Here is a 24,016-nt window from a genome sequence, read left to right as displayed (position 1 = left end):
TCAGCCGAACCAGCCGTGCAGCATCCACGGCGCATGTGGATTGTTGCGGTCACGGAAAGCCCAGCCGCGCTGGCCATGCGCGGTTTCCACCACGTAGTAGTCGCGGCGCGCGTCGGCCTGGTCCCACCAGCCCGATTCGATCCGCTCCGGTCCGGTGACGATGCGCAGCCTCGGATCACGCAGCGGTTGCGGCGCATCCAGCAACCAGCCGGGGCGCAGTGGCCAGTACGACGGGGGCTTGGCCGGTGGCTGGGTGCCACTGGCGCGTTCGGGACGATGGTCGGCCTGCACTGCCAGCGGCTGCACGGCGTCATCGCCGAGCCGCGCGCGCAGGCGCTCACGTAGCTGGTTCCACGGCATCGCCTGCGCCGGACGGGTATCGAACAGGTCACGCGCGGCGGGTACGAACGGCGGCAGCTGTTCGGCCTGCAGTCGCAGTGCGCGGCTGCCGGCCGGCAGGGCGAACGCTTCCATGCGGTTGCGTGCGATCTCGAACAGCAGCGTGGGATCGCGCTCGGGCGCCAACAGGCCGATGGTCAGCACGCTGGCCGGCAACAGGTCATGCTCGAAATGCAGGTCGAAGCGCTGCACGCCGCCATCGCGCGAGCACAGGAAGGCGGCCAGGTCGAGCAGCAGGCGGCGCAGCGGGAACAGCAGGGCCTGGCTGGATTCGATCTCGTATTCGAATTCGATGCGCGCATCGAAACGGTCCGGTGGCTGGTAGTAGCGCAATGGCGCGGTGGGCAGCCCGCGCAATGCATCCAGCTGCTGCAGGACCTCGGGGGCGAAGCGCCGGGCCAGGCTGTCGCGCGGCAGCTTGAGCACCGCCCCCAGCGTGCGCAGGCCGGAACGGCCAAGCACGGTCACCGCCTCGCTGGGCAGGCCGCAACGTGCCAGGGGCAGCTGCGCCAGCGCCGCCGGCAGCTGCTGCGCATCAAGGCCGAGGCCATCGTGGACGTTGGCCAGCACGCGCGCGGCATGTGGGGTAGGCGCGGCCACCAGGCGGTGGCGGAAGCCGAGTTCGTGCAGTTCGTTGCGCAGGCGCTGCTGGATCGTCAGCCAGTCACCGAACAGGGCGCGGCTGGCACCGATTTCCAGCACCAGCGCATGCGGAAAATCGAGGCTGACCTGCGAGCTGTAGGCATAGGCCCAGCTGGCCAGCAGCTGCCGGGTGTGCTGTTCGGCACTCGGGTCGTAGTCGTGCAGCTGCATGTCCTGCACCAGTACCTGCGCAGCCGAAAGCAGCATGCCCGGGCGCAGCCCTGCTGCACGTGCCGACGGGCTGACCGCGCGCAGCACGCGACGCTGCGCCGGCCCCTGCAGCAGGACCAGCGGCCGCTGCGGATCCGGCTGCAGGCGCAGCACGCTGTCCAGCGCCAGCTGCGGCAACAACAGGCAGGCCCAGTGCATGGCGCGTCCTCAGTGGGCGATGGCCAGCGGCAACGGCTGCGCCGGCGGCAACCCGCCACGGCACTTCAGCACCCGCACCTGGCCGTGGTCGAGCTGCAGGCGCAGGCTGGCCGGGGAGGGATTGCGCGCGGCCTGCGCCTCGCGGAACACGAAGCCCAAGCACTGGCCGCTGTCGGCAGCCACCTGCAGCCGGCGCAGTGAACGGTCGTCGGCCTGGTGCGGCCAGCACAGTACCGCCGCGCAGGCCGCAGAGCGCAGGCACTGTTCGGCGGCCCACAGTGCCTGCTTCGGCGCGGCGTGGATGATCTGCAACTGGCCCAGGTCCAGCCCGGCGGCGGCCCAGGCCGGGGCATGCGGACGGTAGGGCGGAGCGACCAGGACGATCGGGCGGTCGCGCTGGCTCAGCCTGGCCAGTGCCGGCCATACCAGCGCCAGTTCGCCAACGCCGGGCGCCGCCTGCAGCACCTCGCACAGTCCGCTGGCCGGCCAGCCGCCGCCGGGCAGGCGTGCATCCAGTGCCGGATGGCCGCTGGCCAGATGGTCGCTGGCTGGGCCGTGGCGGGCCGGGCCGCGCCACAGCTGGCGCCCGTCCAGCAGCCGGTCGAGGGCAACGACCGCACCCATCAGCCGATCCTCCCGGGGAGGCGCCGGGTGGGCTGGAAACGGCAGGAACGGGCGGAAACGGCGGGCATGGCGCGAGTATCGACGGGCCGGTATCAGGGGCTGAGACCAGACATGCTACTCGCGTTGTAAGTAGAATTACTAATGAAATCCGAGGGCCGGGTTTCAGGTTGCTGAAGGGGGGAGGAGTGCCGGCCAAGGTCGGCACCCACAGGATGCGGTTACGGGTGGACCGGCAACGCCACCGGGCGCAGGGGCGCGGCATCGCCACCGCGGATCTTCAGCGGGCCGCCGATGAAGGCGAATTCGTAGACCTTGTCGCGGGCCAGTTCGTCCAGCGCCACCAGCTCGATGATCGGCGCACCCTGCTGTGCCAGCAGGTAGGTGTGTAGCGGCACGTAGTCGTCGGACACCTCGGAGGGGAAGGTCTCGAAGCTGAGGTTGTCGGCACCGACGATCATCGCGCCGCCGTCCTCGACCAGGAAGCGTGCCGCATCCAGGCCCATGCCCGGCGGGTTGGCCATGTAGGCCCTGGGCTGTTCGAACAGGCGCATGCGGCCGGTGCGGATCAGCACCACGTCGCCCTGCTGCAGTTTCACCTTCTGGCGTGCCAGCGCATCCTTCAGGTCCTGGCGGGTGACGCGATAGCTGTCCGGCAGCATGTCCACGCCCTTGGCGGCGGCCACGTCGATCAGCACGCCACGCGCGATCAGCGGCGGGAACTTCTCGATGCCGGTGACATTCCAGCCACGATCGCCGAGATGCTTGTCGGCCTCGAAGCCGTTCCAGATCTTCCCGTGGATGCCGAAGTGGTTCAGCGCATCGATGTGGGTGCCGGTGTGGCTGTACATCGAGAACGCGGTGCCGGTGTAGCTGCGGGTGAGGTTCATGGTCTCGCCCACGCCCATCGGGTCGTCCATCACCGTGCCGCGCGGGGTGTGGGTCATCCAGAACTGGTAGTGCGGGTCGCCGGCATCCTGCCAACTGGGCATGCCGACGTAGTACTCGGTGGCCAGGTCATAGGCCTTGCCGCCGCTGACCCGCGACAGGATCGCCGCACGCGAGGCGTCGGTGATCAGGTTGAGGCGGCCGATCTCGTCCTTCGGCCCCCAGGGGCTGGTGCCGACCTGCTGGCCGGAGGGGACGCGTTCGTGCGCGGATACGGTGGTGGAAGCTGCGGTGCCGGCCAGCAGCAGGGCCAGCGCGGTGGTCAGGGTACGTGGCGTCATGGGGAAATCTCCTTGCAGAGTGTGGAGGGCGCGGCTCTGGCCGCGACCAGGGGCGCCAGGGCCTGGCGCAGGTGTGGCAGCGGCAGGGTCTGCAGGCGCAGGCCGTTGCCGCCGATAACAGTGGGGATGGAACGGATGCCGAGCGCGGCAGCGTCGGCACGATCGGCCTGCACGCGCTGGCGTACTGCGTCGCTGCGCATGTGGTCAGCGAAGGCGCCACGTGGATGGCCCAGCGATTCAGCGATATCCAGCAGTACTTCGGCGTCGCCGATGTTGCGGTGCTGGTGCAGGTGCGCCCATTGCACGGCATCAAACATCGCGCCATGGGCGTCGTTGCCATCGAGCATGCCAGCGGCCTGGCAGGCTAGTGCGCCGAGCCAGCCGGACGGATACTCGAAGTCCTGTGCGCGCATGCCCTCGATATCGATGCGCGCGGTGTCTTCATGCGCGGCGCAGTCGGTCCAGTGGCGCAGGATGATCGCCTTGGCGCGCTCCATCGAGCCGAACACTTCGACCATCTGCGCGCGCGAGTCCTGCAGCACGAAGCTGCGGTGGCGTACCTGGATGCCGAGTTCGGCGCAGGCCTGCTGCAGGCGCGGGGCCAGCACGAAGCACCAGCCGCAGACCACGTCGTGGAAGAAATCGACCACCGGCGCGGCGGTGGCGGGGGAAGGAACGGAAGACATCTGCCTGCCATCGGTGAGAGGGGAGGCGGCAGAGTAGGCAGCGCGGCGTGGCCGAAACAGCACGCCGCGGGCAGCTCAGTTTTCGCTGGCGGTTACGAATCCAGGCCAGCGCAGCCGGGCAGCTCGGCGTGCAGGAAATCGATGAAGGCACGCACCTTGGGTTGCAGATGGCGCGACGTGGGGTAGACCGCATGCACGAAGCGCGGCGGATAGCGGTGGTCGGGCAGCACCTGCTGCAGTTCGCCACGGGCCAGTGCGGGTGCCGCCAGGAACGAGGGCAGGGCGCCGATGCCCATGCCGGCCACCAGCAGGTCGCGCAGCAGCAGGCTGTTGTTGACGGTGACGCGCGCTGGCAGGGTGATCGTCACCTGGCCATCAGGGCCGAGCAACGGCCAGCTGCCGGGGGAGTCGGACAGGCTGTAGGCCAGCACGCTGTGCGCCTGCAGATCGTTTACCGCCTGCGGTGCCGGATGCTGCCGCAGGTAGGACGGGGCCGCGCACAGCACCTGCTGCAGCGACGCCAGCCGGCGCGCCACCAGGCGTGAATCATCCAGCTCGGCACGCAGCCGCAGCGACACATCGAAACCTTCGCCGACCGCGTCGAGCAGGCGGTCTTCCATCACCAGGTCCAGCGACAGCTGCGGATGCTGCTGCAGGAAGCGGGGCAGCAGCGGCGACAGCGTGCTCAGCGCGAACGACTGCGGTGCATTGACACGCAGGCGCCCGGCCACCTCGCCACGCTGTTCGGCGATGCCACGTTCCAATGCGTCCAGTTCGTCGAGCAGGCGGCAGCATTCGCGGTAATAGGCGTGGCCGGTCTCGGTCAGGCTCATGCGCCGCGTGGTCCGCTGCAGCAGTACCACGCCCAGATGCGCTTCCAGCGTGCGCAGCTGTTTGCTGAGCCCGGCCGGCGACATGCCCAGGTCTTCGGCGGCACGAGCGAGCCCGCCGCGTTCGACGATGCGACGGAAGGCACGCATCAGGTTGAAGGAATCCATGCCGGCCCCGGGCGCGATGAGGGCGCCATTGTAGATCCACGCCATGCGTGGATGTGGGAAGCGTGGTGCCCGCAGGGTTGCGCCGTTTGTTCAAGCCAGCAACCCACACGCCACGCCAGCATGCAGGCCCCTCACTTTCCGGGTTGCCCATGAAGCACTGGATGCTCCGCCTGTATGCCCCGCTGTTCCTGCTTGGATTCGTCGCCACTGCCGTCGTCTGGATCGGCCACTGCCACGGTGACCCGCTGTGGCTGCTGGCCTTGCTGGCGGCCGCCATTGCGGTTTCGTTCGCCGCCGAGCGCGCGTGGCCGTATGACCCCGCGTTCAATCACGACCACGGCGACAGCCTGCGTGACGCCCTGCATGCACTGGTCAATGAAAGCCTGAACCTGCTGTCGATCGCGGCGGTGCCGCTGCTGGCGGCAATCATTCCATGGCAGGCCTGGCCTCTGCAGTGGCCATTCGCGCTACAGGCGCTGCTGGCCATCGTCTGCGCTGATCTCGGTATCACCCTGGTGCACTACGCCAGCCATCGCATCGGCTGGTTGTGGCGGCTGCATGCGGTGCACCACAGCGTCACCCGCATGTACGGCTTCAACGGGCTGATGAAACACCCGCTGCACCAGGCGGCCGAAGCGGTGGGTGGCGTACTGCCGCTGCTGCTGTTGGGCCTGCCGATGCCGGTGGCTGCGGTGCTGGCCTTCGCCATTGCCATCCAGCTGCTGCTGCAGCACTCCAACGTGGACATGCGTCCCGGCGTGCTGGGCCGGGTGATGGCATGGGCGCCGCTGCACCGCTTCCACCACATGCGTTACGGCACCGCCGGCGACGTCAACTTCGGCCTGTTCCTGACCGCATGGGATCACCTGTTGGGGACCGCCTTCGATGCACCGGGCTATCGGCTGCAGCAACGCGACCTCGGCATCGGCAGCCAACCGGACTATCCGCGCGATTATCCGGGGCAGCTGCTGGCGCCGTTCCGCGAACTGCCGCATGGCGAGGTGCCGGAGTTGCCGGAAGGCCTGCGCAGGCGCGAATGATTGAACATGTCAGGCCGCGTGCAGCTGCAGGCCCTGCAGCTGCGCGGCACCGATGCCGAACATGCGGCGCAGGCTGCGCGAGAGATGGGCCAGATCGGCGAATCCAGCGGCATGCGCACTGTCGGTCAGGTTGTGACCGCTCAGATGATGCGTGAGCGCAGTGCGTAGCCGTTGCCACAGCACCCAGCCGCGCAAGGTCACTGCCAGCTCGGACTGGAAGCGCCGGTGCAGCTGGCTGGTCGATAGGTGCGCCGCTTTGGCGATGTCGGCAGCCGGCACCGGGCCAGGCAGGTGCTGGGCGATACGGGCCAGTGCCGCCTGCACGCGGCGGTCCAGCGGTTGCGGGCGGCTCAGCCGTGGCAGCCAGTCGTGCAGCGCCAGCGCGTTACCCGGCAGCGCATGCAGGTGCCGCTGGATCTGTTCGGGATCGGCATGCGCCGGCTCAAGGAACACCGTACAGCCCGCTTCCGGCGCTGACAGGATCGCGTGCGGCTGGAACGAAGGCAGCCATAGCCGTTGGCCCTGCTGCTGCACGCCATCGATCTCGATGTGCCAGGACGTACCGTCGCTCAACAGCAGTTGATGGGCGTAGTGCGCATGCGAAGCGCTGTCACCGGCATGACCCTGCAGTACGGCGGCGTGCGCATCCAGCAGCAACGTGCCGTTCCAGGGCAGGGCGGGGGAAGACATGACGGGATTGTAGATCCACGCCATGCGTGGATGAATCTCCATCGGAATCGAGTAATTCGACAATGAAACGAAGAGCATCCACGCATGGCGTGGATCTACTGCAGGTCGCGAGAGACTGTCGAAGGCGGGGTGGGTCCGGCTGCGGGGGCGTGAGCGCCATGGGCCCGAGGCATGCCTCGGGCGGGTTGGGCAGGACGCCCAACCCCGGTCTTGCCGTGTGCGCAGGACAGCGCACACGAGCAAGCGGCGACCGAGCTTACATGGACGTACTTGCAGCGCCCCCCGCAGCCGGACCCACCCCGCCACCCCACGGATAGCCGCCTTTGCTTTTGAGGTTGCCGGCCAGCGGCCGGCACTACCGCGGGTGCCGGGCGCAGCCCGGCCGTGCGCACCCTCACCGGCCGTGCGGGTCGGGCCGGTGATGCACGTACTCGACCACCGTGCCATCGGGATGCACCGCGTTGAACGCCGCCCCGGTCGGTACCACCTGCAACGGGAAGATGATCTCGGCGCCAGCCGCGACCAGTTTGTCGTGATAGGGCCGAACGTCATCGACCAGCAGTGTCCCCGTGGTCGAAGTGAACGGGGCCAGTGCCGCCTGGCTGCCTTCGATCAGCAGGAAGGCGCCGACCATGGCCAGGCGCAGCCCGGCTTCCGGGAACGGGAAGCCCGCATCGGCCACCACGCCCTGCAACTGCTCGTAGAAGGCCACGCTGCGCTCCAGCTCGCCCGGAGCCACGAACACCCGGATCAGCACGCGCGGTGCGCGCTGGCTGGAGGTGTCACAGCGGTCGCGCCAGAGATGGTCGAAGTCGCGATGTACGTTCATGGGCTCGATTCGTGGCCAGGGACCTGCATTATCGGCAGCCCTGCGCGGCGCGCTGATGACCGCCAGTGATGGCCTGATAACTGCGGGCCAGGTTGCCCCTGTGACTTAGGTCCTGTTGACAGGTGTGAACGCCCTCGCACAATCTTCACAGGATTGGGTCGCCCTGCGCGGCCCGGGCAGGCAGGTTGTCACGCCGGGAGGAGGGTCCCGCGCGCAGACCGGCCCGCCCTTCGGCCTGCGGGACGTTGCCCGGCAACCCCTGCGCGGCATGAACGCTGCACCCTTCGGCGGCACTTTCCCTGGACCGATTGCCTTGGCAACGGAATTACGCCTGCCGATGAAAACGTTTACAAAACCGCTTGCACTGTCTCTGGCCCTGTCTGCCGCACTGGCCGCTCCGGCCTGGGCCGACCCCGCCGCGTTCACTGTGCTGACCCTGGAACAGGCGCCCAACGCCGAGGCGATGCCGGCCCTGGCGGCGCAACTGAAGAGCCTGAAGGTGGACGCGGTGAGCGTGCGCCAGGTGCAGCGCGGCATCGGCCAGGTCGATCCGCTGCAGGTGCTGGCCGACGGCCTGGGCTATGAATACCGCTTCGTTGCCGCCGGCAAGGACGACGGCCAGACCCAGCGCGGCCAGGCCGTGCTGACCCGGCTGCCGATCGCCGCCGAATCCGGCCCCGACCAGCCAGGCCTGAACTACCTGCGCTTGGACGATGGCCGCCATACCGTGGCGGTCTATACCGATGCCGGTGCAGGTGCGGCGCAGCTGCCGGCGCTGGTCACCCGTTCGCGGCTGGGTGCACCGGCGGTGCTGCTCGGTGCGGTGGCCGGTGAATCGGCCAAGGCCGCAGGCTTCGATCCGGCGCGTGTCGCCCTGGAAGCCGATGCCAGCTATTTCAGCGATGGTTTCCAGGCCGCCAGCAGTGCGCCGTTCAAGATGGAGGGCAGCACCCTGCGCGCCACCCTGCTGACCCTGGCCTATGCCGCCGACAAGCACGGCGAAAAGCCATGGATGGACACCGCCCTCAACGCCGATGCGCGCGCTGCGCTGCTGCTGAAGGCGATGACCGAGGATGAGAAGTTCCAGATGCTGCACAGCTACTTCGGGCTGGGCAAAGACGGTGGCCCGCTGCCGGAAGGTGCGGTCGGTTCGGCCGGCTTCGTGCCGGGCGTACCGCGGCTGGGCATCCCGTCGCAGCAGTCGGCCGATGCCGGTGTCGGCGTGACCAATCCGGGCGGCATCCGCCCGGGCGATTTCGCCACCGCAATGCCGTCCGGCCCATCCACCGCCTCCAGCTGGAACCGCGAAGTCGCCTTCGCCGGCGGCGCGACCATGGGCCGCGAGGCATGGCAGCAGCGCTTCAACATCCTGCTGTCGGGCAGCGTCAACCTGCAGCGCGACCCACGCAACGGCCGCAACTTCGAATATGCCGGTGAGGATCCGCTGCTGGCCGGCTCGATGGTTGGCGCGCTGATCCAGGGCGTGCAGAGCCAGCACGTGATCTCCTCGATGAAGCACTTCGCGCTGAACGACATGGAGACCCGGCGCAACTTCCACGACGTGCGCATCGGCGAACAGGCCATGCACGAGTCGGACCTGCTGGCCTTCGAAATCGCGCTCGAAGCCGGCCGCCCGGGCGTGGCGATGTGCTCGTACAACAAGATCAATGGTACCTACGGCTGCGAGAACGGCTACCTGATGAACCAGGTGCTGAAGCAGGAATGGAAGTTCCCCGGCTTCGTGATGTCCGACTGGGGCGGCGTGCACAGCGGCTCGAAGGCGGCGCTGGCCGGCCTGGACCAGCAGTCGGCCGGTGAAGTGTTCGACGCGGCGGTGTTCTTCGATGAGCCGCTGCGCCTGGCCGTGCATGGCGGTGTGGTGCCGCAGGCGCGCCTGAATGACATGGTCGCGCGCATCCTGCGCACCATGTTCCTGCATGGCAACTTCGACAACCCGCCGCAGCACCAGAAGGTGGATGCCGAGGCCGGCTTCGCCGTCGCCCAGCGCACGGTGGAAGAGGGCAGCGTGCTGCTGCGCAATGAAGGCAACCTGCTGCCGCTGGCCGACACGGTGAAGCGCATCGTCATCATTGGCGGCCATGCCGACAAGGGCGTGATCGGTGGCGGTGGTTCGTCGATGGTGGGCGTGACCGCCAAGGGCACCAATGCGGTGCCGGGCGTGCTGCCGACCACCTGGCCGGGCCCGGTGATCTTCCACCCGTCCTCGCCGCTGGAATCGCTGCGCGCAGCGCGTCCGGACGCGACCATCGAGTACGTGGACGGCACCAACGTCGCCGCCGCGGCCAAGGCGGCCGCGCAGGCGGATGTGGCCATCGTGTTCGCCACCCAGTGGGCCGCCGAATCGGTGGATCTGCCGGACATGCAGCTGCCGGACAACCAGGACGCGCTGATCTCGGCGGTGGCCAAGGCCAACCCGAAGACCGTGCTGGTGCTGGAAACCAATGGCCCGGTGCGCACGCCATGGCTGGCGCAGGTGCCGGCGATGCTGCAGGCCTGGTACCCGGGCATCCGCGGTGGCGAAGGCATTGCCGCGCTGTTGACCGGTCAGGTCAATCCGTCCGGCCGCCTGCCGGTGACCTGGGTGGTGGACGAATCGCAGTTGCCGCGCCCGCACATCGACGGCCTCGGCTTCAAGCCGGCCAAGCCGTTCGGTGATGTGTTCGATTTCGATATCGAAGGTGCCAACGTCGGTTACAAGTGGATGGCGGCCAAGGGCCTGAAGCCCACCTTCGCGTTCGGTCATGGCCTGTCCTACACCTCGTTCGCCTATGAAAACCTCAAGGTGAGTGTGGAAGGCTCGCGCCTGGTCGCCAGCGTGGACATTCGCAACACCGGCAAGCGCGCCGGTGCCGACGTGGCCCAGCTGTACCTGAAGCTGCCGGCCGGCAGCACCACGCCGATCCGCCTGATCGGCTATGACAAGGTGACCCTGCAGCCGGGCGAACAGCGCCGCATCCGCATCGAAGCCGAGCCGAAGACGCTGGCGCACTACGATGCGCAGGCCCGCCAGTGGAAGATCGACGGCGGCACCTACCAGGTGCAGCTGTCGCGCAATGCGGCCGAGCCGCTGCAGAGCGTGGACGTGCAGCTGGTGGAGCAGGTGCTGCGCTGATGCCTTGAAGACACGGCCCCGGAAGGGGCCGTGTTTGTTTGTGGGGTACCGCTGCGCTCGCCGGGCGTGGCCCGGCGCTACCAGGGCTGTGGTGATCGGGTAGCGCCGGGCCATGCCCGGCGAGCGCGGAAGTCACACAGGCGCGCTGCCAAACCACCCGCGCAGGAAATCGATCAGCTGCCGCACCTTCGGCGAGGGCTGCGTGCTGTGCGGGTAGACCGCGTACACGCTCTGCTGCGGGAAGCGGTGCTGGCGCAGCACCGGGCGCAGCCGGTCCTGGGCCAGGTCGTCCTCGATCAGCCAGCGTGGCAGCACGGTGACCCCGGCGCCGGCCAGGGCGAACGCGCGCAGGCTGCTGGCACCATCCACGCGTACCACCGCGTTGCCCGGGTTGGTGGCAAACAGGGCGCTGCTGCCATCAGGCGCGATCACCGGCACGTCGGCCAGGCGCGGGTAACCGAGGCGGGGCAGGGCGCCCAGCTGCACGGGGTCGTCGGCAGCATCGGCAGAGGGCAGGCGTGCCAGTAGGGACGGAGCCGCCACGGGGCACAGTGGATGGCGTTCCAGTTCGCTGGCGTGCAGGCCCGAATCCGGCAGGCGGCCAAGACGGATTGCCAGGTCGAACCGCTCGGGAATCAGGTCGGCCGGTGCCGGTGAGGTCGACAGGTGCAGCTGCAGGGCCGGGTGCCGCGCACGAAACGCCTCCAACGCAGCAATCAAGCGTAGCTGGGCGTACTCCGGCGTGGTGGTCAGGCGCAGCACACCCTGCAGCTGGTGCTGGTCGCGGCGCGCGGCATCGATGGCTGCCTGTGCGGCATCCAGTGCCTGCACGCAGTGTTGCAGGAACTGTTCGCCGGCCTCGGTCAGGGCCAGGTGGCGGGTACTGCGCAACAGCAGGGTCACGCCCAGCTCCTGCTCCAGCCGCTTCAGGTTGAAGCTGACCACCGCGCGGCTGAGGCCGAGGCGATCAGCCGCAGCGGTCAGGCTGCCGGCCTCGACCACGGCGCGGAAGATATCGAAGCGATCGAGGCTGACCATGGCAATTCATTGTCAAAGTGGATTTGACAGTGTTGCAGTTGCTGTCGTGTTTTTCCAACAAGGCCCGCACGGCATGCTGGCCGCTTCCCTGTTGGAGCGCCGCCGATGCCGTCTCCCCGCCTGCGCCATGAGGCGATCTTCCTGCTGGTGTTCGCTCTGGATCTGGTCAACATGTTCATCGCCACGGTGGCCTATCCGGTATTGGCAGCGGAGCTGCACGCCGATATCAGCACCCTGGCCTGGGTGGGCACCGCCTACATGCTGGGCCTGAGCGTGGTGATCCCGCTGGCGCCCTGGCTGGCCGCGCGCTGTGGTGAGCGTCGCCTGCTGCTGGTGGCGTTGCTGCTGTTCGCGGTTGCCGCTGCGCTGGCCGGCGCAGCAGCGGGTATTGGCTGGCTGCTGGGCTGGCGCCTGCTGCAGGGCCTGGCCGGTGGCCTGCTGATTCCGGTGGCACAGGCGGCAGCGTACCGGCAGTGCACGCCCGACCAGCGTGGCGCGCTGACCCGCCGCATCCTGCTGGTTGCGCTGCTGGTACCAGCACTGGCGCCCGCGCTCGGTGGGCTGCTGGTGCAGTGGTTGTCCTGGCGCGGCGTGCTCTGGGCCAGCCTGCCGCTGGCCGTGGTGGCGATTGGACTGGTGCTGGCGTGGATGCCGGCCGATGGCGCGCGCAGTGCGCCGCGCCTGCAGGCCTATGCGCTGTCCACCGCGATGCTGGCGCTGGGCGCGCTGCTGCTGGCGTTGACCTGGCTGGGTGAACCCGGCCATCGGGCCGCCGGTGCCGTACTGCTGTTGATCGCAATGCTGTTGGCGGCGGCCCACCTGCGGTATGCACGGCAGCAGGCGCAGCCCCTGCTGCGCTGGTCGCTGCTGTCCCATCGGGGCCTGCGCCTGGCGATGCTGGTCTATCTGGCAGTGCCCGGTGTGTTCATCGGCAGCCAGCTGGTCAGTACCCTGCAGCTGCACCAGGCCGGTTACAGCGCGGCACGCATCGGCGCGTTGATGCTGCCCTGGGCGCTGGCCTCGGCCGTGGCGATTACTGCCAGCAAACGCCTGCTGGCCGGTTTCGGCCCGGCCACGGTACTACGCGTGGGCATGCTGCTTCAGGCCAGCGGCCTGCTGTTGATGGCGCTGCTGCCACAGCCGGCCTTCGCGTTGGCCGGGCTGCTGTTCGCGCTGATGGGCGCCGGCGGCAGCCTGTGCAGCAGCACCGCGCAGACGCTGGCTTTCCACGGCGTGGAGGGTGAAGCGCTGGGCGATGCCAGTGCCCTTTGGAACCTCAACCGTCAGCTCAGTTTCTGCCTGGGTACTGCCGCCATTGCGCTGCTGCTGGCGCTGGCCATGCAGTGGCTGCCAGCACGCGCCACCAGCGTGGCTCTGGGTCTGGCCGCCGCAATGACGCTGTTGCCGATGGCGTTGCTGCGTCGGCCGCAGAGGATCACCCTTTCGCAACCGGAGAACACTTGATGGCTACGACCGCAGAACATGAAATCCACCACCTGCACGACAAACTGCAGGCCTGGTTCCGGGCCGAGGTGGCTGCGGATGCGCTGGATGATCTGATGGCGCATTTCTGCGCGGACTTCAGCATGGTCGGCATCGCGGGTCGCAGGCTGGACCGTAATGCCGTGCAGGCACTGTTCGCGGGTGGCCATGGCGCGCGGCCGGGGCTGCAGATTTCCATCGAAGCCGTGCAGGCGGTGGATGCGATATCACCGCTGGCGGTGCTGCGCTATCGCGAAGGTCATTCGATCGACGGTGGCGCATCCGCATGGCGGGAGTCGCTGGCGGTACTGAGGCAAGAACAGGGGCGCTGGTGCTGGCTGGCGCTGCATGAGGTAACGGCAGATTGATCGGTGGTGCCGGCCGCTGGCCGGCAACCGTCGTAACGCGCCGCAGGATCATGAAGTTGCCGGCCAGCGGCCGGCACTACCTGTCGTCGGCAAACGTAGCGGCACATGTGCCATCAGTCCTACCCGCATCCACCGCAGAATGCAAAGCCTGCACACACTTCACGGCCCGGGGCAGGAGTAGGCTTGAGGCTTTCCTGCCGGGAGGGGTTGTCCATGCGTGTGCGTGCCGTCGCTGTAGCCATTGCCCTTTGCCTGTCCAGCACCGTGCTGGCCGCCGATACCCCGCCGATGACCCCGGATATCAGCGGCAAGCCCTTCGTTGCCCCGGATGTCGGTCGCGACTACGACAAGCGCGTGGTGATGGTGCCGATGCGTGATGGCACCAAGCTGTATACGGTGATCGTGGTGCCCAAGGGCGCCCACAATGCGCCGATTCTGCTGACCCGGACCCCCTATGATGCTGCCGGTCGCGCCAGCCGCAGTGATTCGCCGCGCATGCGCGACCTGTTGCCGCAGGGTGACGAGGTGTTCGTCGACGGCGGCTACATCCGCGTGTTCCAGGATATCCGCGGCAAGTATGGCTCCGAGGGCGATTACGTGATGACCCGGCCGCTGCGCGGGCCATTGAACAACACCAAAGTCGACCATTCCACCGACGCCTGGGACACCATCGACTGGCTGGTGAAGAACGTGCCGGAGAGCAATGGCAAGGTCGGAATGCTCGGTTCGTCGTACGAGGGTTTCACCGTGGTGATGGCGCTGACCGACCCGCACCCGGCACTGAAGGTGGCCGCACCGCAGAGCCCGATGGTTGATGGCTGGATGGGCGACGACTGGCTCAACTACGGTGCGTTCCGCCAGGTCAACTTCAACTATTTCGCCATGCAGACCGAGAAGCGCGGCAAGGGTACGTCGCTGCCCAGCCTCGGCTACGACGACTACAGCACCTTCCTCCGCATCGGCTCGGCAGGCGACTACGCGCGTTTCACCGGCGTGGACCAGTTGACCTGGTGGAAGAAGCTGGTCGAGCATCCGGCCTACGACGGCTTCTGGCAGGGCCAGGCGCTGGACGCGGTGATGGCAAAGACACCGCTGAAGGTGCCGACCATGTGGCTGCAGGGCCTGTGGGACCAGGAGGACATGTGGGGTGCCAACCACGCCTACCAGGCGATGGAAGGACGCGATAGCGGCAACAACCGCAATTACCTGGTGATGGGCCCGTGGCGACACAGCCAGGTGAACTACAGCGGCAGCGAACTGGGTGCGCTGAAGTTCGACGGCGATACCGCGCTGCAGTTCCGCCGCGACGTGCTCAAGCCCTTCTTCGACCAGTACCTGGTGGATGGCGCGCCGAAGGCCGATACGCCACCGGTGCTGATCTACAACACCGGCGAAAACCACTGGGACCGCCTGAAGGGTTGGCCGCGCAGCTGTGACAAGGGCTGTTCCGCCAGCAGCAAGCCGCTGTACCTGCGCGCCGGCGGCAAGCTGGCGTTCCAGGCACCGGCGGCGGGCGAGGGCGACTTCGAGGAATACGTGTCCGACCCGGCCAAGCCGGTGCCGTTCGTGCCGCGCCCGGTCCGCTTCGGCGACCGCGACATGTGGACCACCTGGCTGGTCAAGGACCAGCGCTTCGTCGATGGGCGCCCGGACGTGTTGACCTTCATCACCGAATCGCTGACCGCGCCGCTGCGCATCGGCGGCGCGCCGGTGGTTCACCTGCAGGCTTCGACCAGTGGCACCGACAGCGACTGGGTGGTGAAGCTGATCGACGTGTATCCGGACCAGGAAGCGTCCACGCCGGAGATGGGGGGCTACCAGTTGCCGGTGTCGCTGGCGATCTTCCGTGGCCGCTACCGCGAGAGCTTCACCGATCCGAAGCCTCTGGCCGCCAACCAGGTGCTGCCGTATCGCTTCGATCTGCCCAACGCCAACCACACCTTCCAGAAGGGCCACCGGGTGATGGTGCAGGTGCAGTCCAGCCTGTTCCCGCTGTATGACCGCAACCCGCAGACTTACGTGCCGAATATTTACCTGGCCAGGCCGGGCGATTACCAGAAGGCCACGCAGCGCGTCTGGCATAGCGCGGCACAGGCGAGCTACATCGATCTGCCGGTGTATTGAGCTGCTCATGATGAAGCCGGGCCATGCCCGGCAGCACGTGGAAGTGCCGGCCGCTGGCCGGCATCCGCGATGGCGCAGGAGCGTGTCGACCAAGGTCGACACCTGCCAGGGCCCGGGCCTTCAGTCCACCTTCGATGGGCCCGTGCGCCAGCGGCTGGGCACCAGTCCGAAACGCTTGCGGAACGCCGCAGCGAAGTTACTGGGATGGCGGTAACCACAGGCCGCAGCGGCCTGTTCAACTGTCCAGCCGTCCTCGCGCAGGCCCTGTTCGGCGTGGCGCATGCGCTGTTCGTGCAGATAGTCGAACACCGAGCTTCCATACTGCTGTGCGAAGTGGCGGCGCAGCGAACTGGGACTCATGCAGGCCAGCTGGGCCAGTTCGATCAGGCTGTGGGCATGGCTGGGGTCGTCATGCAGGTAGGCACGCACGCGCTCCAGCCGCTCGCGCTGGCCGGCGCGCAGTGTGCGTACATGCTCGGTCTGCATATCCTCGGCCTGGAGGCCGACGGCCAACACCTGCAGGGCCACGCCTTCGCGCCACAGCGCATCGATGTCGTCCTGCCAGGGACTGTCGAACAATTGGGCGAGCGTTGGCAGCAAGGCATGCGGAATGGCCCAGTGGCGGCACTGCAGAGGGGAATGAAGGACCCGTTGCAGTGCCGGCAGGCGCAGCATGTCCACGTCCAGATCGGCCGGTACGCTCAAGCTGACCCCGCGCAGGTGGCTGCCACCAGGATGCAGACCGGCCATGGAAACAGGTTCATGGTGACTTGTGGTCATGCCTGTGCCGGCGCGCAGCGTGAACCCCTTGCGACGAGGAAACTGGACATCCACTTCGCCCTGCAGCATCAGGCGGATGGTCAGGCCGGCACCGTGCACAGCGGTGGCCGTGTAGGTGAACCGGTTGTGCACGTCCGAGGCGATCAGGCCCAGGCCACCGCGCAGTGACTGCTCGTGGACGTCGCCACGCCCTGCCCATTGGTCGTCGCGCAGTTCACTCCCTTCGATCCGGTAGTCGTAGCCATGGCGTTCGCCGAAGTGGCGGTAATCAGCAAAAGTGAAATATCGGGACATCGCTCTGCGCAAACACAGGTTGAATTGGATGTGTCGAAGAAACTGGAAGTGTTTCCCATTGTCGCCGCGATTCGCGCGCTTTTGACCTCAATAAGGTCAAAACGATTGGCGATTACGGCCAAAGTGAAAATGCCGCCGAACATACGCCGGCGTTTTGCATGCATATCCGTACGTAATTCCATACATAAACTTCAGTTGAGGTCTTATGGCTGGAACGATCACCTGAAGATGCGATGTCAGCCTGGCCGTCACGGGCGCGCGCGTAGGGTGGGGCGGTTGGCTGTTGCAGGCCACTTAGATACCCCCCACCGACGGAGAACGCAGATGATTGACTACCAACTCACCGGCAAGACCGCGATCGTGACCGGCGGTGTGTCCGGCATTGGTCTGGCCGTGGCGCAGACCCTGGCGGCGTCCGGCGCGCGGATCTCGGTCTGGGACTTGAAGCAGGATGCGGTTGATGCCACCGTGGCGCAGTTGCGCGATGCCGGTGCACAGGCGATTGGCATCGCGCTGGACGTCACCGACGATGCAGCGGTGGAGGCGGCGGTGCAGCGCACCATCAAGGAACTCGACGGCCTGCACGTGGCGGTCAACAACGCCGGCATCAGCGGGCCGGCGGCCAGCAGCGGCGATTATCCGATTGATGGCTGGCAGCGCGTGATCGATGTCAACCTCACCAGCGTGTTCCTGTGCCAGCGTGCGCAGATCCAGGCCATGCGCGCGGCCGGCACGGGCGGCAGCATCATCAACATGGCCTCGATCCTGGGCCAGGTGGGCTATGCCGGTTCCACTGCGTACGTGGCGGCCAAGCACGGCGTGGTCGGGCTGACCCAGACCGCAGCGTGGGAACATGCGGCTGACGGCATCCGTGTCAACGCAGTGGGGCCGGGCTTCATCAGCACACCGCTGCTGGAGAAGATGGACCCGAAGGTGCGCGCCACGCTGGAAGGGCGGCACGCGTTGAAGCGGCTGGGTACGCCGCAGGAAGTGGCCGCGTTGGTAGCCTGGCTGGCCAGCGACGATGCCTCGTTCGCGACCGGCACGTACTACGCCATCGATGGTGGCTACCTCGCGCAGTGATGCGCTGAACGCGGGTTACGGGGTCGCCGGGCATCGCCCGGCGCTACCGGGTGAACGCACTGTGGGGTGGCCTTCACCTCTGTGCCACGCATTCCACGCGACGCTCAGGGAAATTCCCGGAGCCTGCCCATGGAACTTACCCAGGATGTCTCGATCCTGCTGCGCGTAGCCGCAGCGATGCTGTTCGGCGGTGTGCTCGGTGTCGAGCGGGAAATGGGCAAGCACGCCGCCGGCCTGCGAACGCACATGTTGATCGCCGGGGCCGCCGCGTTGATCGTCGGTCTCGGCGACTCGGTGGCCGAACATTTCCAGCAGGAGCGTTACCGCGACCTGTTGCAGGTCGATCCGGTACGCCTGATTGAAGCGGTGGTGGCCTGCGTCGGCTTCGTGGCCGCCGGCACCATCCTGCGCGGCTCACGCGAGGACCAGGTCAGCGGCCTGACCACGGCCAGCTCGTTGATCATGGCGGCGGCCATCGGGATCGCGGTGGGGATCAGCAAGTACGTGATCGCCATCGGCGTGAGCGTGCTGTGCGTGCTGGTGCTGGCGGTGATGCGGCGGTTGGAGAAGCGGATTTCGTAGGGAAGGTCGCGTTGCCGGCCAGCGGCCGGCACTACCATGAAGTTTGTAATGGTCGGACCAATATGAAGGCTAGCCCTATGGTCTAATAGGCTCGTCGTCGGAGTGGCGGTTAAATCTGCTACAAGTGGTCTGATCGAAATCATCAATGGTAATACCAATGATCGACGGCCACGGCGACCCACCGCTTGCGGTGGGCTCCTCCGTTCCCAGTCGAGAATCTTCATGCAGCCCTGGCAACACCTGTACGACCCCGCCGGCAACCTGTGGTTGTCCAGCCTGATCGCGCTGCTGCCGATCGCGTTCTTCTTCGTTGCCCTGGCCGTGCTGCGCATGAAGGGCTGGCTGGCCGGCACGATCACCGTGGCCATCGCGCTTGGTGTGGCGCTGTTGTTTTACCGCATGCCGTTGGCCCAGGCGCTGGGCGCGGCCGGTTTCGGCTTCGTCTACGGCCTGTGGCCTATTGCCTGGATCATCATCGGTGCGGTGTTCCTCTACAAAGTTTCGGTCAAGACCGGGCAGTTCGACATCATCCGCGCTTCGATCCTGTCGGTGACCGAAGACCAGCGCCTGCAGATGCTGATGGTCGGCTTCGCCTTTGGCGCCTTCCTCGAAGGCGCGGCCGGTTTCGGTGCGCCGGTGGCGATCACCGCAGCGTTGCTGGTCGGGCTGGGCTTCAAGCCGCTGTATGCCGCCGGCCTGTGCCTGATCGTCAACACCGCGCCGGTGGCGTTCGGTGCAATGGGCATTCCGATCATCGTGGCCGGGCAGGTCACCGGCCTGGATGCATTCGAGATCGGCCAGATGGCCGGCCGCCAGCTGCCGTTCCTGACCATCATCGTGCTGTTCTGGATCATGGCGATCATGGATGGCTGGCGCGGCATCAGGGAAACGTGGCCGGCGGTGCTGGTTGCGGGTGGCTCGTTCGCCATCGCGCAGTACCTGACCTCCAACTTCATCGGCCCGGAACTGCCGGACATCACCGCGTCGCTGGCGTCGCTGGTGTGCCTGACCCTGTTCCTGCGCCGCTGGAAGCCGGTGCGGATCTTCCGCTTCGATACCGAAACCAGCGCCGAGGCGGCCGCACAGGCACTGGAAGCCCCCCGCTACAGCGTTGGCCAGATCGCCAGGGCGTGGTCGCCGTTCCTGATCCTCACCGCGATGGTCACGCTGTGGAGCATCAAGCCGTTCAAGTCGCTGTTCGCGGGGGATGGCCCGCTGGAAAGCTGGGTACTCAAGATCCCGGTGCCGGGCCTGGACCAGATGGTGCAGAAGATGCCGCCGATCGTGGATGCACCGTTGAGCTACGAAGCCGTCTACAAGTTCGACTGGTTCTCGGCCACCGGTACCTCGATCATCCTCGCTGCGGTGATCGCGATCATCGCGCTGCGCATGCCGGCCCGTTCGGCGCTGCGCACCTTCGGCGAAGCCGTGCGTGAGCTGCGCATGCCGATCTACTCGATCGGCATGGTGCTCGCCTTCGCCTTCATCGCCAACTATTCGGGCCTGTCGGCGACGCTGGCGCTGGCACTGGCGCACACCGGCGACGCGTTCCCGTTCTTCTCGCCATTCCTGGGCTGGCTGGGCGTGTTCCTGACCGGCTCGGACACCTCGTCCAATGCCTTGTTCTCGGCACTGCAGGCCACCACCGCACAGCAGATCGGCGTGTCCGACGTGCTGCTGGTGGCGGCCAACACCACTGGCGGTGTCACCGGCAAGATGATCTCGCCGCAGTCGATCGCCATTGCCTGCGCGGCGGTCGGCCTGGCCGGCAAGGAATCGGATCTGTTCCGCTTCACGGTCAAGCACAGCCTGATCTTCACCACGATGGTCGGCCTGATCACCCTGGCCCAGGCTTACTGGCTGACCTGGATGATTCCCTGAGCCATGCGCGGCTGGCCGACCACCCGCTGCGCGCTTCGGGCCACAATGGCGCCATGAGCACGCAACGTATTTCGGACAAGGTGGCTGCGCAGCTGCGCGGCCTGGTGCAGGAACAACAGCTGCGGCCGGGCGACCGGCTGCCGGCCGAGCGCACCCTGGCGGTGCAGCTGGGGGTCTCGCGCACCGCGCTGCGCGAGGCCATCGCGCAGCTTGCCAGCCAGGGTCTGTTGACCGCACGGGTCGGTGGCGGCACCTACGTGGCCGAGCCTGCGGCACGCGCGCGGCAGGCGCTGGATGAACCGCTGGCGCCGTACCTGCCGCTGTTCCAGGGCGACCCGGAATACCGCTTCGACGTGCTGGAGATCCGCCACGCGCTGGAAGGTGCCACCGCCTGGCATGCGGCGCTGCGTGCCACCGACGAGGACCGCGCGCGCATCGCACAGGCCTTCCAGACCATGATGGACGCGCACGGCAAGGACGACCCCACCGGCGAGGCGGAGGCCGACGCGGCCTTCCACCTGTCCATCGCCGAGGCCTCGCACAACCTGGTGCTGCTGCAGGTGATGCGCGGGCTGTTCGAACTGCTGCAGACCAACATCTCGCAGAGCCGCGAAAAGCTCTACACCTCGGCGAGGACCTTCTCGCCGTTGTCCGACCAGCACCGCGAGATGATGGATGCGGTGCTGGCGGGCGACCCCGAACGCGCGCGCGCCGCCGCGCATGCCCACCTCGAATTCGTGCACACCACGCTGCGCACCCTCGATGACAACGAAGCCCGGCGTGCGCGGGCCTCGCGCCTGCCTTCCCCACACGGTTGACCCCATGATCATCTCCGCCTCCACCGATTACCGTGCTGCAGCGCAACGCCGGCTGCCGCCGTTCCTGTTCAACTACATCGATGGCGGCGCGTATGCCGAGCACACGCTGAAGCGCAACGTTTCCGACCTGTCCGACATCGCGCTGCGCCAGCGCATCCTGCGCAACATGTCCGACCTGAGCCTGGAAACCGAGCTGTTCGGCGAAAGACTGGCGATGCCGGTGGCGCTGGCGCCGGTCGGCCTGACCGGCATGTATGCCCGGCGCGGTGAAGTACAGGCAGCGCGCGCGGCCGACAGCCGCGGCATCCCGTTCACCCTGTCCACTGTATCGGTGTGCCCGATCGAGGAAGTGGCACCGGCCATCCAGCGGCCGATGTGGTTCCAGCTGTATGTGCTGCGCGACCGCGGCTTCATGCGCAATGCGCTGGAGCGGGCACAGGCTGAGGGCGTGACCACGCTGGTGTTCACCGTGGACATGCCGGTGCCGGGTGCGCGCTACCGCGATGCACACTCCGGCATGAGCGGCCCGAACGCCTCGCTGCGCCGTATCGGCCAGGCCATCACCCATCCGCACTGGGCGTGGGACGTGGGCCTGTTCGGGCGCCCGCATGACCTGGGCAACATCTCCACCTACCGCGGCAACCCGACCGGGCTGGAGGACTACATCGGCTGGCTGGGCAGCAACTTCGATCCCTCCATTTCCTGGAAGGACCTGGAGTGGATCCGCGAATTCTGGAAGGGCCCGATGGTGATCAAGGGCATCCTCGACCCGGATGACGCGCGTGATGCGGTCAAGTTCGGTGCCGATGGCATCGTGGTCTCCAACCACGGTGGCCGCCAGCTGGACGGCGTGCTGTCCACCGCACGCGCACTGCCGGCCATCGCCGACGCGGTGCAGGGCGACCTGAAGATTCTCGCCGATTCGGGCATCCGTACCGGCCTGGACGTGGTGCGCATGCTGGCGCTGGGTGCCGATACCGTGCTGCTGGGTCGCGCCTTCGTCTATGCGCTGGCTGCGCAGGGCGAAGCCGGGGTGGCCAACCTGCTGGACCTGATCGCCAAGGAAATGCGCGTGGCGATGACGCTGACCGGCGCGCGCCGCATCGCCGACATCGGCCGCGATTCGCTGGCCAGCCTGCCATGAGTGACCACGGTGCGGTGCTGGCGCAGTTGCGCGATACGGTCGGCGGTCGCCATGTACTGACCGGTGACAAGGCCACGCGCCGCTTCCGTCGCGGCTACCGCTTCGGCGATGGCCCGGTACTGGCGGTGGTGCGTCCGGGTACCTTGCTGGAACTGTGGCACGTGCTGCAGGCAGCGGTGCAGGGCGGCGCGGCGATCATCCTGCAGGCGGCCAACACCGGCCTGACCGGCGGCTCGACCCCGGACGGCGATGACTATGGCCGGCCGATCGTGCTGGTCAGCACGCTGCGCCTGACCGGCATCCAGTTGTTGAACGAAGGCCGCCAGGTGCTGTGCCTGCCGGGTGCCACGCTGGACCGCCTGGAGCAGACGCTGGCCCCGCTGGGTCGCGAACCGCATTCGGTGATCGGCTCGTCCTGCATCGGTGCCTCGGTGCTGGGCGGCATCTGCAACAACTCCGGCGGTGCGCTGGTGCGCCGCGGCCCGGCCTACACCGAGCTGGCACTGTATGCGCAGGTCGATGCGCAGGGCCAGCTGCAGCTGGTCAATCATCTGGGCATCGCGCTGGGTGATACGCCCGAGCAGATCCTGCAGCGCCTGCAGGCCGGTGACTACACGGCCGCCGACGTGGGCGATGGCGACGGCCGTGCGGCTTCCGACCCACGCTATGCCGAGGAAGTGCGCAAGGTCGACGCCGATACCCCGGCACGCTTCAATGCCGACCCCAGCCGCCACTTCGAGGCAGCGGGATCTGCCGGCAAGCTGGCAGTGTTCGCGGTGCGCCTGGACACCTTCGAAAAAGAGGCTGCAGAGGTCTTCTATATAGGCAGCAACCGCACCGACAGCCTCACCGCGATCCGGCGCCAGCTGCTGACCGGCTTCGAGCGCCTGCCGATTGCCGGCGAGTACATCCACCGCGATGCCTATGATATCGGCGAGCGCTACGGCAAGGACAGCTTCCTGCTGATCGACCGCCTTGGCACTTCCCGCGTGCCCGCCGCGTTCGCGTTGAAGAGCCGTGTCGATGGCTGGTTCGAGCGGTTGGGCCTGCGCGGCGTGACCGACCGTGTGATGCAGGTGCTGACGGGCCTGCTGCCCTCGCACCTGCCCAAGCGCATGGGCGAGTTCCGCCAGCGCTACGAGCATCACCTGTTGCTGAAGGTCTCTGCCCAGGACGCTGCGGAAACCGAGGCCTGGCTACGCAGCTTCTTCGCCGGCCACGAAGGCGGCTATTTCCACTGCACGGCGGAGGAGGGACGCAAGGCGTTCCTGCATCGCTTTGCCGTGGCCGGTGCCGCGGTGCGCTACCGTGAAGTGCATCGTGACCAGGTGCAGGACATCGTCGCGCTGGACATCGCGCTGCGACGTGACGATGCCGACTGGTTCGAACAGCTACCGGCGGATATCGACGCGCGCCTGCTGCACAAGCTGTACTACGGCCACTTCCTGTGCCACGTGTTCCACCAGGACTACATCGCGCGCAAAGGTGAAGACCCGATGGCGATCGAGCATGCGATGTGGGCGCTGCTGGACCAGCGTGGCGCCGAGTATCCGGCCGAGCACAATGTCGGCCACCTGTACCCTGCCAAGCCTGCGCTGGCGGGCTTCTACAGGCAGCTGGACCCGAGCAATACGTTCAACCCGGGCATCGGCCAGACCTCGAAGGCCAAGGGGTGGGGTGGCTGCGACTGTAGTGGGCATTGACGGATACAAACTGGCTTTGCTGTAGAGCCGAGCCTATGCTCGGCTGCTCTTTCCGACAGACAGCAGTCGAGCATGGCTCGACT

At 67.3% G+C, this 24,016-nt stretch carries 20 protein-coding genes; 11 read left to right on the top strand and 9 right to left on the bottom strand.

All coding sequences use genetic code 11. The annotated features are described in order from the left end of the window. From AC5P8J_RS06535 to AC5P8J_RS06515, 5 genes are all read right to left on the bottom strand, one after another. The gene (locus tag AC5P8J_RS06535) at positions 1-1,410 is read right to left on the bottom strand and encodes a Y-family DNA polymerase (RefSeq protein ID WP_019660230.1); all 1,410 of its coding nucleotides are present in this window, start codon (positions 1,408-1,410) and stop codon (positions 1-3) included. A 9-nt stretch (positions 1,411-1,419) separates the two neighbouring features. Continuing rightward, on the bottom strand, positions 1,420-2,034 hold the full coding sequence (imuA, locus tag AC5P8J_RS06530; RefSeq protein WP_495216711.1) for a translesion DNA synthesis-associated protein ImuA: 615 nt from the start codon (positions 2,032-2,034) through the stop codon (positions 1,420-1,422). A 218-nt stretch (positions 2,035-2,252) separates the two neighbouring features. Next, positions 2,253-3,260 carry a cyclase family protein gene (locus AC5P8J_RS06525; protein WP_495216709.1) on the bottom strand — a complete coding sequence of 336 codons (1,008 nt, stop codon included), beginning with the start codon at positions 3,258-3,260 and terminating at the stop codon, positions 2,253-2,255. Further along, positions 3,257-3,946: a DsbA family oxidoreductase gene (locus AC5P8J_RS06520; protein ID WP_494540155.1), complete on the bottom strand. Its 690-nt coding sequence runs from the start codon at positions 3,944-3,946 to the stop codon at positions 3,257-3,259. Before AC5P8J_RS06520 ends, AC5P8J_RS06525 begins: the two co-directional genes overlap by 4 nt. Positions 3,947-4,038: 92 nt before the next feature. Beyond that, complete coding sequence (locus AC5P8J_RS06515) at positions 4,039-4,989, bottom strand: LysR family transcriptional regulator (protein WP_021204494.1); 951 nt, start codon at positions 4,987-4,989, stop codon at positions 4,039-4,041. Positions 4,990-5,105: 116 nt separating this feature from the next. Here AC5P8J_RS06515 and AC5P8J_RS06510 point away from each other — a divergent pair, with 116 nt between their 5' ends. Then, complete coding sequence (locus AC5P8J_RS06510) at positions 5,106-5,984, top strand: sterol desaturase family protein (protein WP_227844431.1); 879 nt, start codon at positions 5,106-5,108, stop codon at positions 5,982-5,984. A gap of 9 nt (positions 5,985-5,993) precedes the next feature. Here the strand turns inward: AC5P8J_RS06510 and AC5P8J_RS06505 are convergent, their stop codons facing one another. Beyond that, entirely contained in the window at positions 5,994-6,698 is a 705-nt protein-coding gene (locus AC5P8J_RS06505; protein ID WP_346470191.1) for an AraC family transcriptional regulator, read from the bottom strand. Between the two features lie 370 nt (positions 6,699-7,068). Beyond that, on the bottom strand, positions 7,069-7,503 hold the full coding sequence (locus AC5P8J_RS06500) for a VOC family protein (protein ID WP_134731497.1): 435 nt from the start codon (positions 7,501-7,503) through the stop codon (positions 7,069-7,071). A gap of 337 nt (positions 7,504-7,840) precedes the next feature. Here AC5P8J_RS06500 and AC5P8J_RS06495 point away from each other — a divergent pair, with 337 nt between their 5' ends. After that, positions 7,841-10,636 (top strand): beta-glucosidase family protein, encoded by a 2,796-nt coding sequence (locus AC5P8J_RS06495; protein ID WP_164145356.1) that lies wholly within the window; start codon positions 7,841-7,843, stop codon positions 10,634-10,636. A gap of 132 nt (positions 10,637-10,768) precedes the next feature. Here AC5P8J_RS06495 and AC5P8J_RS06490 read toward each other — a convergent pair whose 3' ends face one another. Then, positions 10,769-11,674 (bottom strand): LysR family transcriptional regulator, encoded by a 906-nt coding sequence (locus AC5P8J_RS06490; protein ID WP_495216708.1) that lies wholly within the window; start codon positions 11,672-11,674, stop codon positions 10,769-10,771. A gap of 105 nt (positions 11,675-11,779) precedes the next feature. Here AC5P8J_RS06490 and AC5P8J_RS06485 point away from each other — a divergent pair, with 105 nt between their 5' ends. From AC5P8J_RS06485 to AC5P8J_RS06475, 3 genes are all read left to right on the top strand, one after another. Next, positions 11,780-13,138 (top strand): MFS transporter, encoded by a 1,359-nt coding sequence (locus AC5P8J_RS06485; protein ID WP_155029748.1) that lies wholly within the window; start codon positions 11,780-11,782, stop codon positions 13,136-13,138. Beyond that, positions 13,138-13,524: a DUF4440 domain-containing protein gene (locus AC5P8J_RS06480; RefSeq protein WP_019660220.1), complete on the top strand. Its 387-nt coding sequence runs from the start codon at positions 13,138-13,140 to the stop codon at positions 13,522-13,524. The genes AC5P8J_RS06485 and AC5P8J_RS06480 overlap by 1 nt, the downstream gene beginning before the upstream one ends. A 213-nt stretch (positions 13,525-13,737) precedes the next feature. Next, on the top strand, positions 13,738-15,648 hold the full coding sequence (locus tag AC5P8J_RS06475) for a CocE/NonD family hydrolase (RefSeq protein WP_494540302.1): 1,911 nt from the start codon (positions 13,738-13,740) through the stop codon (positions 15,646-15,648). A gap of 120 nt (positions 15,649-15,768) precedes the next feature. Here the strand turns inward: AC5P8J_RS06475 and AC5P8J_RS06470 are convergent, their stop codons facing one another. Continuing rightward, complete coding sequence (locus tag AC5P8J_RS06470) at positions 15,769-16,722, bottom strand: helix-turn-helix transcriptional regulator (RefSeq protein WP_058981829.1); 954 nt, start codon at positions 16,720-16,722, stop codon at positions 15,769-15,771. Positions 16,723-17,046: 324 nt separating this feature from the next. On the opposite strand from AC5P8J_RS06470, the gene AC5P8J_RS06465 reads away from it, so the two are divergent. The 6 genes from AC5P8J_RS06465 (at position 17,047) to dld (ending at position 23,933) form a co-directional block, all read left to right on the top strand. Next, entirely contained in the window at positions 17,047-17,805 is a 759-nt protein-coding gene (locus tag AC5P8J_RS06465) for an SDR family NAD(P)-dependent oxidoreductase (RefSeq protein WP_111177316.1), read from the top strand. Positions 17,806-17,934: 129 nt separating this feature from the next. Further along, positions 17,935-18,387 carry an MgtC/SapB family protein gene (locus AC5P8J_RS06460; RefSeq protein ID WP_005413774.1) on the top strand — a complete coding sequence of 151 codons (453 nt, stop codon included), beginning with the start codon at positions 17,935-17,937 and terminating at the stop codon, positions 18,385-18,387. Between the two features lie 222 nt (positions 18,388-18,609). Then, positions 18,610-20,268, top strand: coding sequence for an L-lactate permease (gene lldP, locus AC5P8J_RS06455; RefSeq protein WP_155029747.1), 1,659 nt, complete (start codon positions 18,610-18,612; stop codon positions 20,266-20,268). 53 nt (positions 20,269-20,321) lie between these two features. Next, positions 20,322-21,086 (top strand): transcriptional regulator LldR, encoded by a 765-nt coding sequence (gene lldR / locus AC5P8J_RS06450; protein WP_005417039.1) that lies wholly within the window; start codon positions 20,322-20,324, stop codon positions 21,084-21,086. Between the two features lie 4 nt (positions 21,087-21,090). Further along, positions 21,091-22,230, top strand: a complete 1,140-nt coding sequence (gene lldD, locus AC5P8J_RS06445) for an FMN-dependent L-lactate dehydrogenase LldD (protein ID WP_494540303.1) — start codon at positions 21,091-21,093, stop codon at positions 22,228-22,230. Then, entirely contained in the window at positions 22,227-23,933 is a 1,707-nt protein-coding gene (gene dld, locus AC5P8J_RS06440) for a D-lactate dehydrogenase (protein WP_134731511.1), read from the top strand. Before lldD ends, dld begins: the two co-directional genes overlap by 4 nt. Positions 23,934-24,016 lie beyond the last annotated feature (83 nt).

Source organism: Stenotrophomonas sp. YJH_SMC_37, assembly GCF_059370035.1.
This window is presented reverse-complemented; position numbering and strand designations above follow the sequence as displayed.

What these genes read in the sequence shown, in the direction of transcription:
- AC5P8J_RS06470 (WP_058981829.1), bottom strand. Translation starts at nt 16,722, where the DNA reads ATGTCCCGATATTTCACTTTTGCTGATTACCGCCACTTCGGCGAACGC.
- AC5P8J_RS06465 (WP_111177316.1), top strand. Translation starts at nt 17,047, where the DNA reads ATGATTGACTACCAACTCACCGGCAAGACCGCGATCGTGACCGGCGGT.
- AC5P8J_RS06485 (WP_155029748.1), top strand. Translation starts at nt 11,780, where the DNA reads ATGCCGTCTCCCCGCCTGCGCCATGAGGCGATCTTCCTGCTGGTGTTC.
- lldD (WP_494540303.1), top strand. Translation starts at nt 21,091, where the DNA reads ATGATCATCTCCGCCTCCACCGATTACCGTGCTGCAGCGCAACGCCGG.
- AC5P8J_RS06500 (WP_134731497.1), bottom strand. Translation starts at nt 7,503, where the DNA reads ATGAACGTACATCGCGACTTCGACCATCTCTGGCGCGACCGCTGTGAC.
- AC5P8J_RS06525 (WP_495216709.1), bottom strand. Translation starts at nt 3,260, where the DNA reads ATGACGCCACGTACCCTGACCACCGCGCTGGCCCTGCTGCTGGCCGGC.
- AC5P8J_RS06510 (WP_227844431.1), top strand. Translation starts at nt 5,106, where the DNA reads ATGCTCCGCCTGTATGCCCCGCTGTTCCTGCTTGGATTCGTCGCCACT.
- imuA (WP_495216711.1), bottom strand. Translation starts at nt 2,034, where the DNA reads ATGGGTGCGGTCGTTGCCCTCGACCGGCTGCTGGACGGGCGCCAGCTG.
- lldR (WP_005417039.1), top strand. Translation starts at nt 20,322, where the DNA reads ATGAGCACGCAACGTATTTCGGACAAGGTGGCTGCGCAGCTGCGCGGC.
- AC5P8J_RS06520 (WP_494540155.1), bottom strand. Translation starts at nt 3,946, where the DNA reads ATGTCTTCCGTTCCTTCCCCCGCCACCGCCGCGCCGGTGGTCGATTTC.
- AC5P8J_RS06505 (WP_346470191.1), bottom strand. Translation starts at nt 6,698, where the DNA reads ATGGCGTGGATCTACAATCCCGTCATGTCTTCCCCCGCCCTGCCCTGG.
- AC5P8J_RS06515 (WP_021204494.1), bottom strand. Translation starts at nt 4,989, where the DNA reads ATGGCGTGGATCTACAATGGCGCCCTCATCGCGCCCGGGGCCGGCATG.
- AC5P8J_RS06460 (WP_005413774.1), top strand. Translation starts at nt 17,935, where the DNA reads ATGGAACTTACCCAGGATGTCTCGATCCTGCTGCGCGTAGCCGCAGCG.
- AC5P8J_RS06475 (WP_494540302.1), top strand. Translation starts at nt 13,738, where the DNA reads ATGCGTGTGCGTGCCGTCGCTGTAGCCATTGCCCTTTGCCTGTCCAGC.
- AC5P8J_RS06535 (WP_019660230.1), bottom strand. Translation starts at nt 1,410, where the DNA reads ATGCACTGGGCCTGCCTGTTGTTGCCGCAGCTGGCGCTGGACAGCGTG.
- AC5P8J_RS06480 (WP_019660220.1), top strand. Translation starts at nt 13,138, where the DNA reads ATGGCTACGACCGCAGAACATGAAATCCACCACCTGCACGACAAACTG.
- dld (WP_134731511.1), top strand. Translation starts at nt 22,227, where the DNA reads ATGAGTGACCACGGTGCGGTGCTGGCGCAGTTGCGCGATACGGTCGGC.
- AC5P8J_RS06490 (WP_495216708.1), bottom strand. Translation starts at nt 11,674, where the DNA reads ATGGTCAGCCTCGATCGCTTCGATATCTTCCGCGCCGTGGTCGAGGCC.
- lldP (WP_155029747.1), top strand. Translation starts at nt 18,610, where the DNA reads ATGCAGCCCTGGCAACACCTGTACGACCCCGCCGGCAACCTGTGGTTG.
- AC5P8J_RS06495 (WP_164145356.1), top strand. Translation starts at nt 7,841, where the DNA reads ATGAAAACGTTTACAAAACCGCTTGCACTGTCTCTGGCCCTGTCTGCC.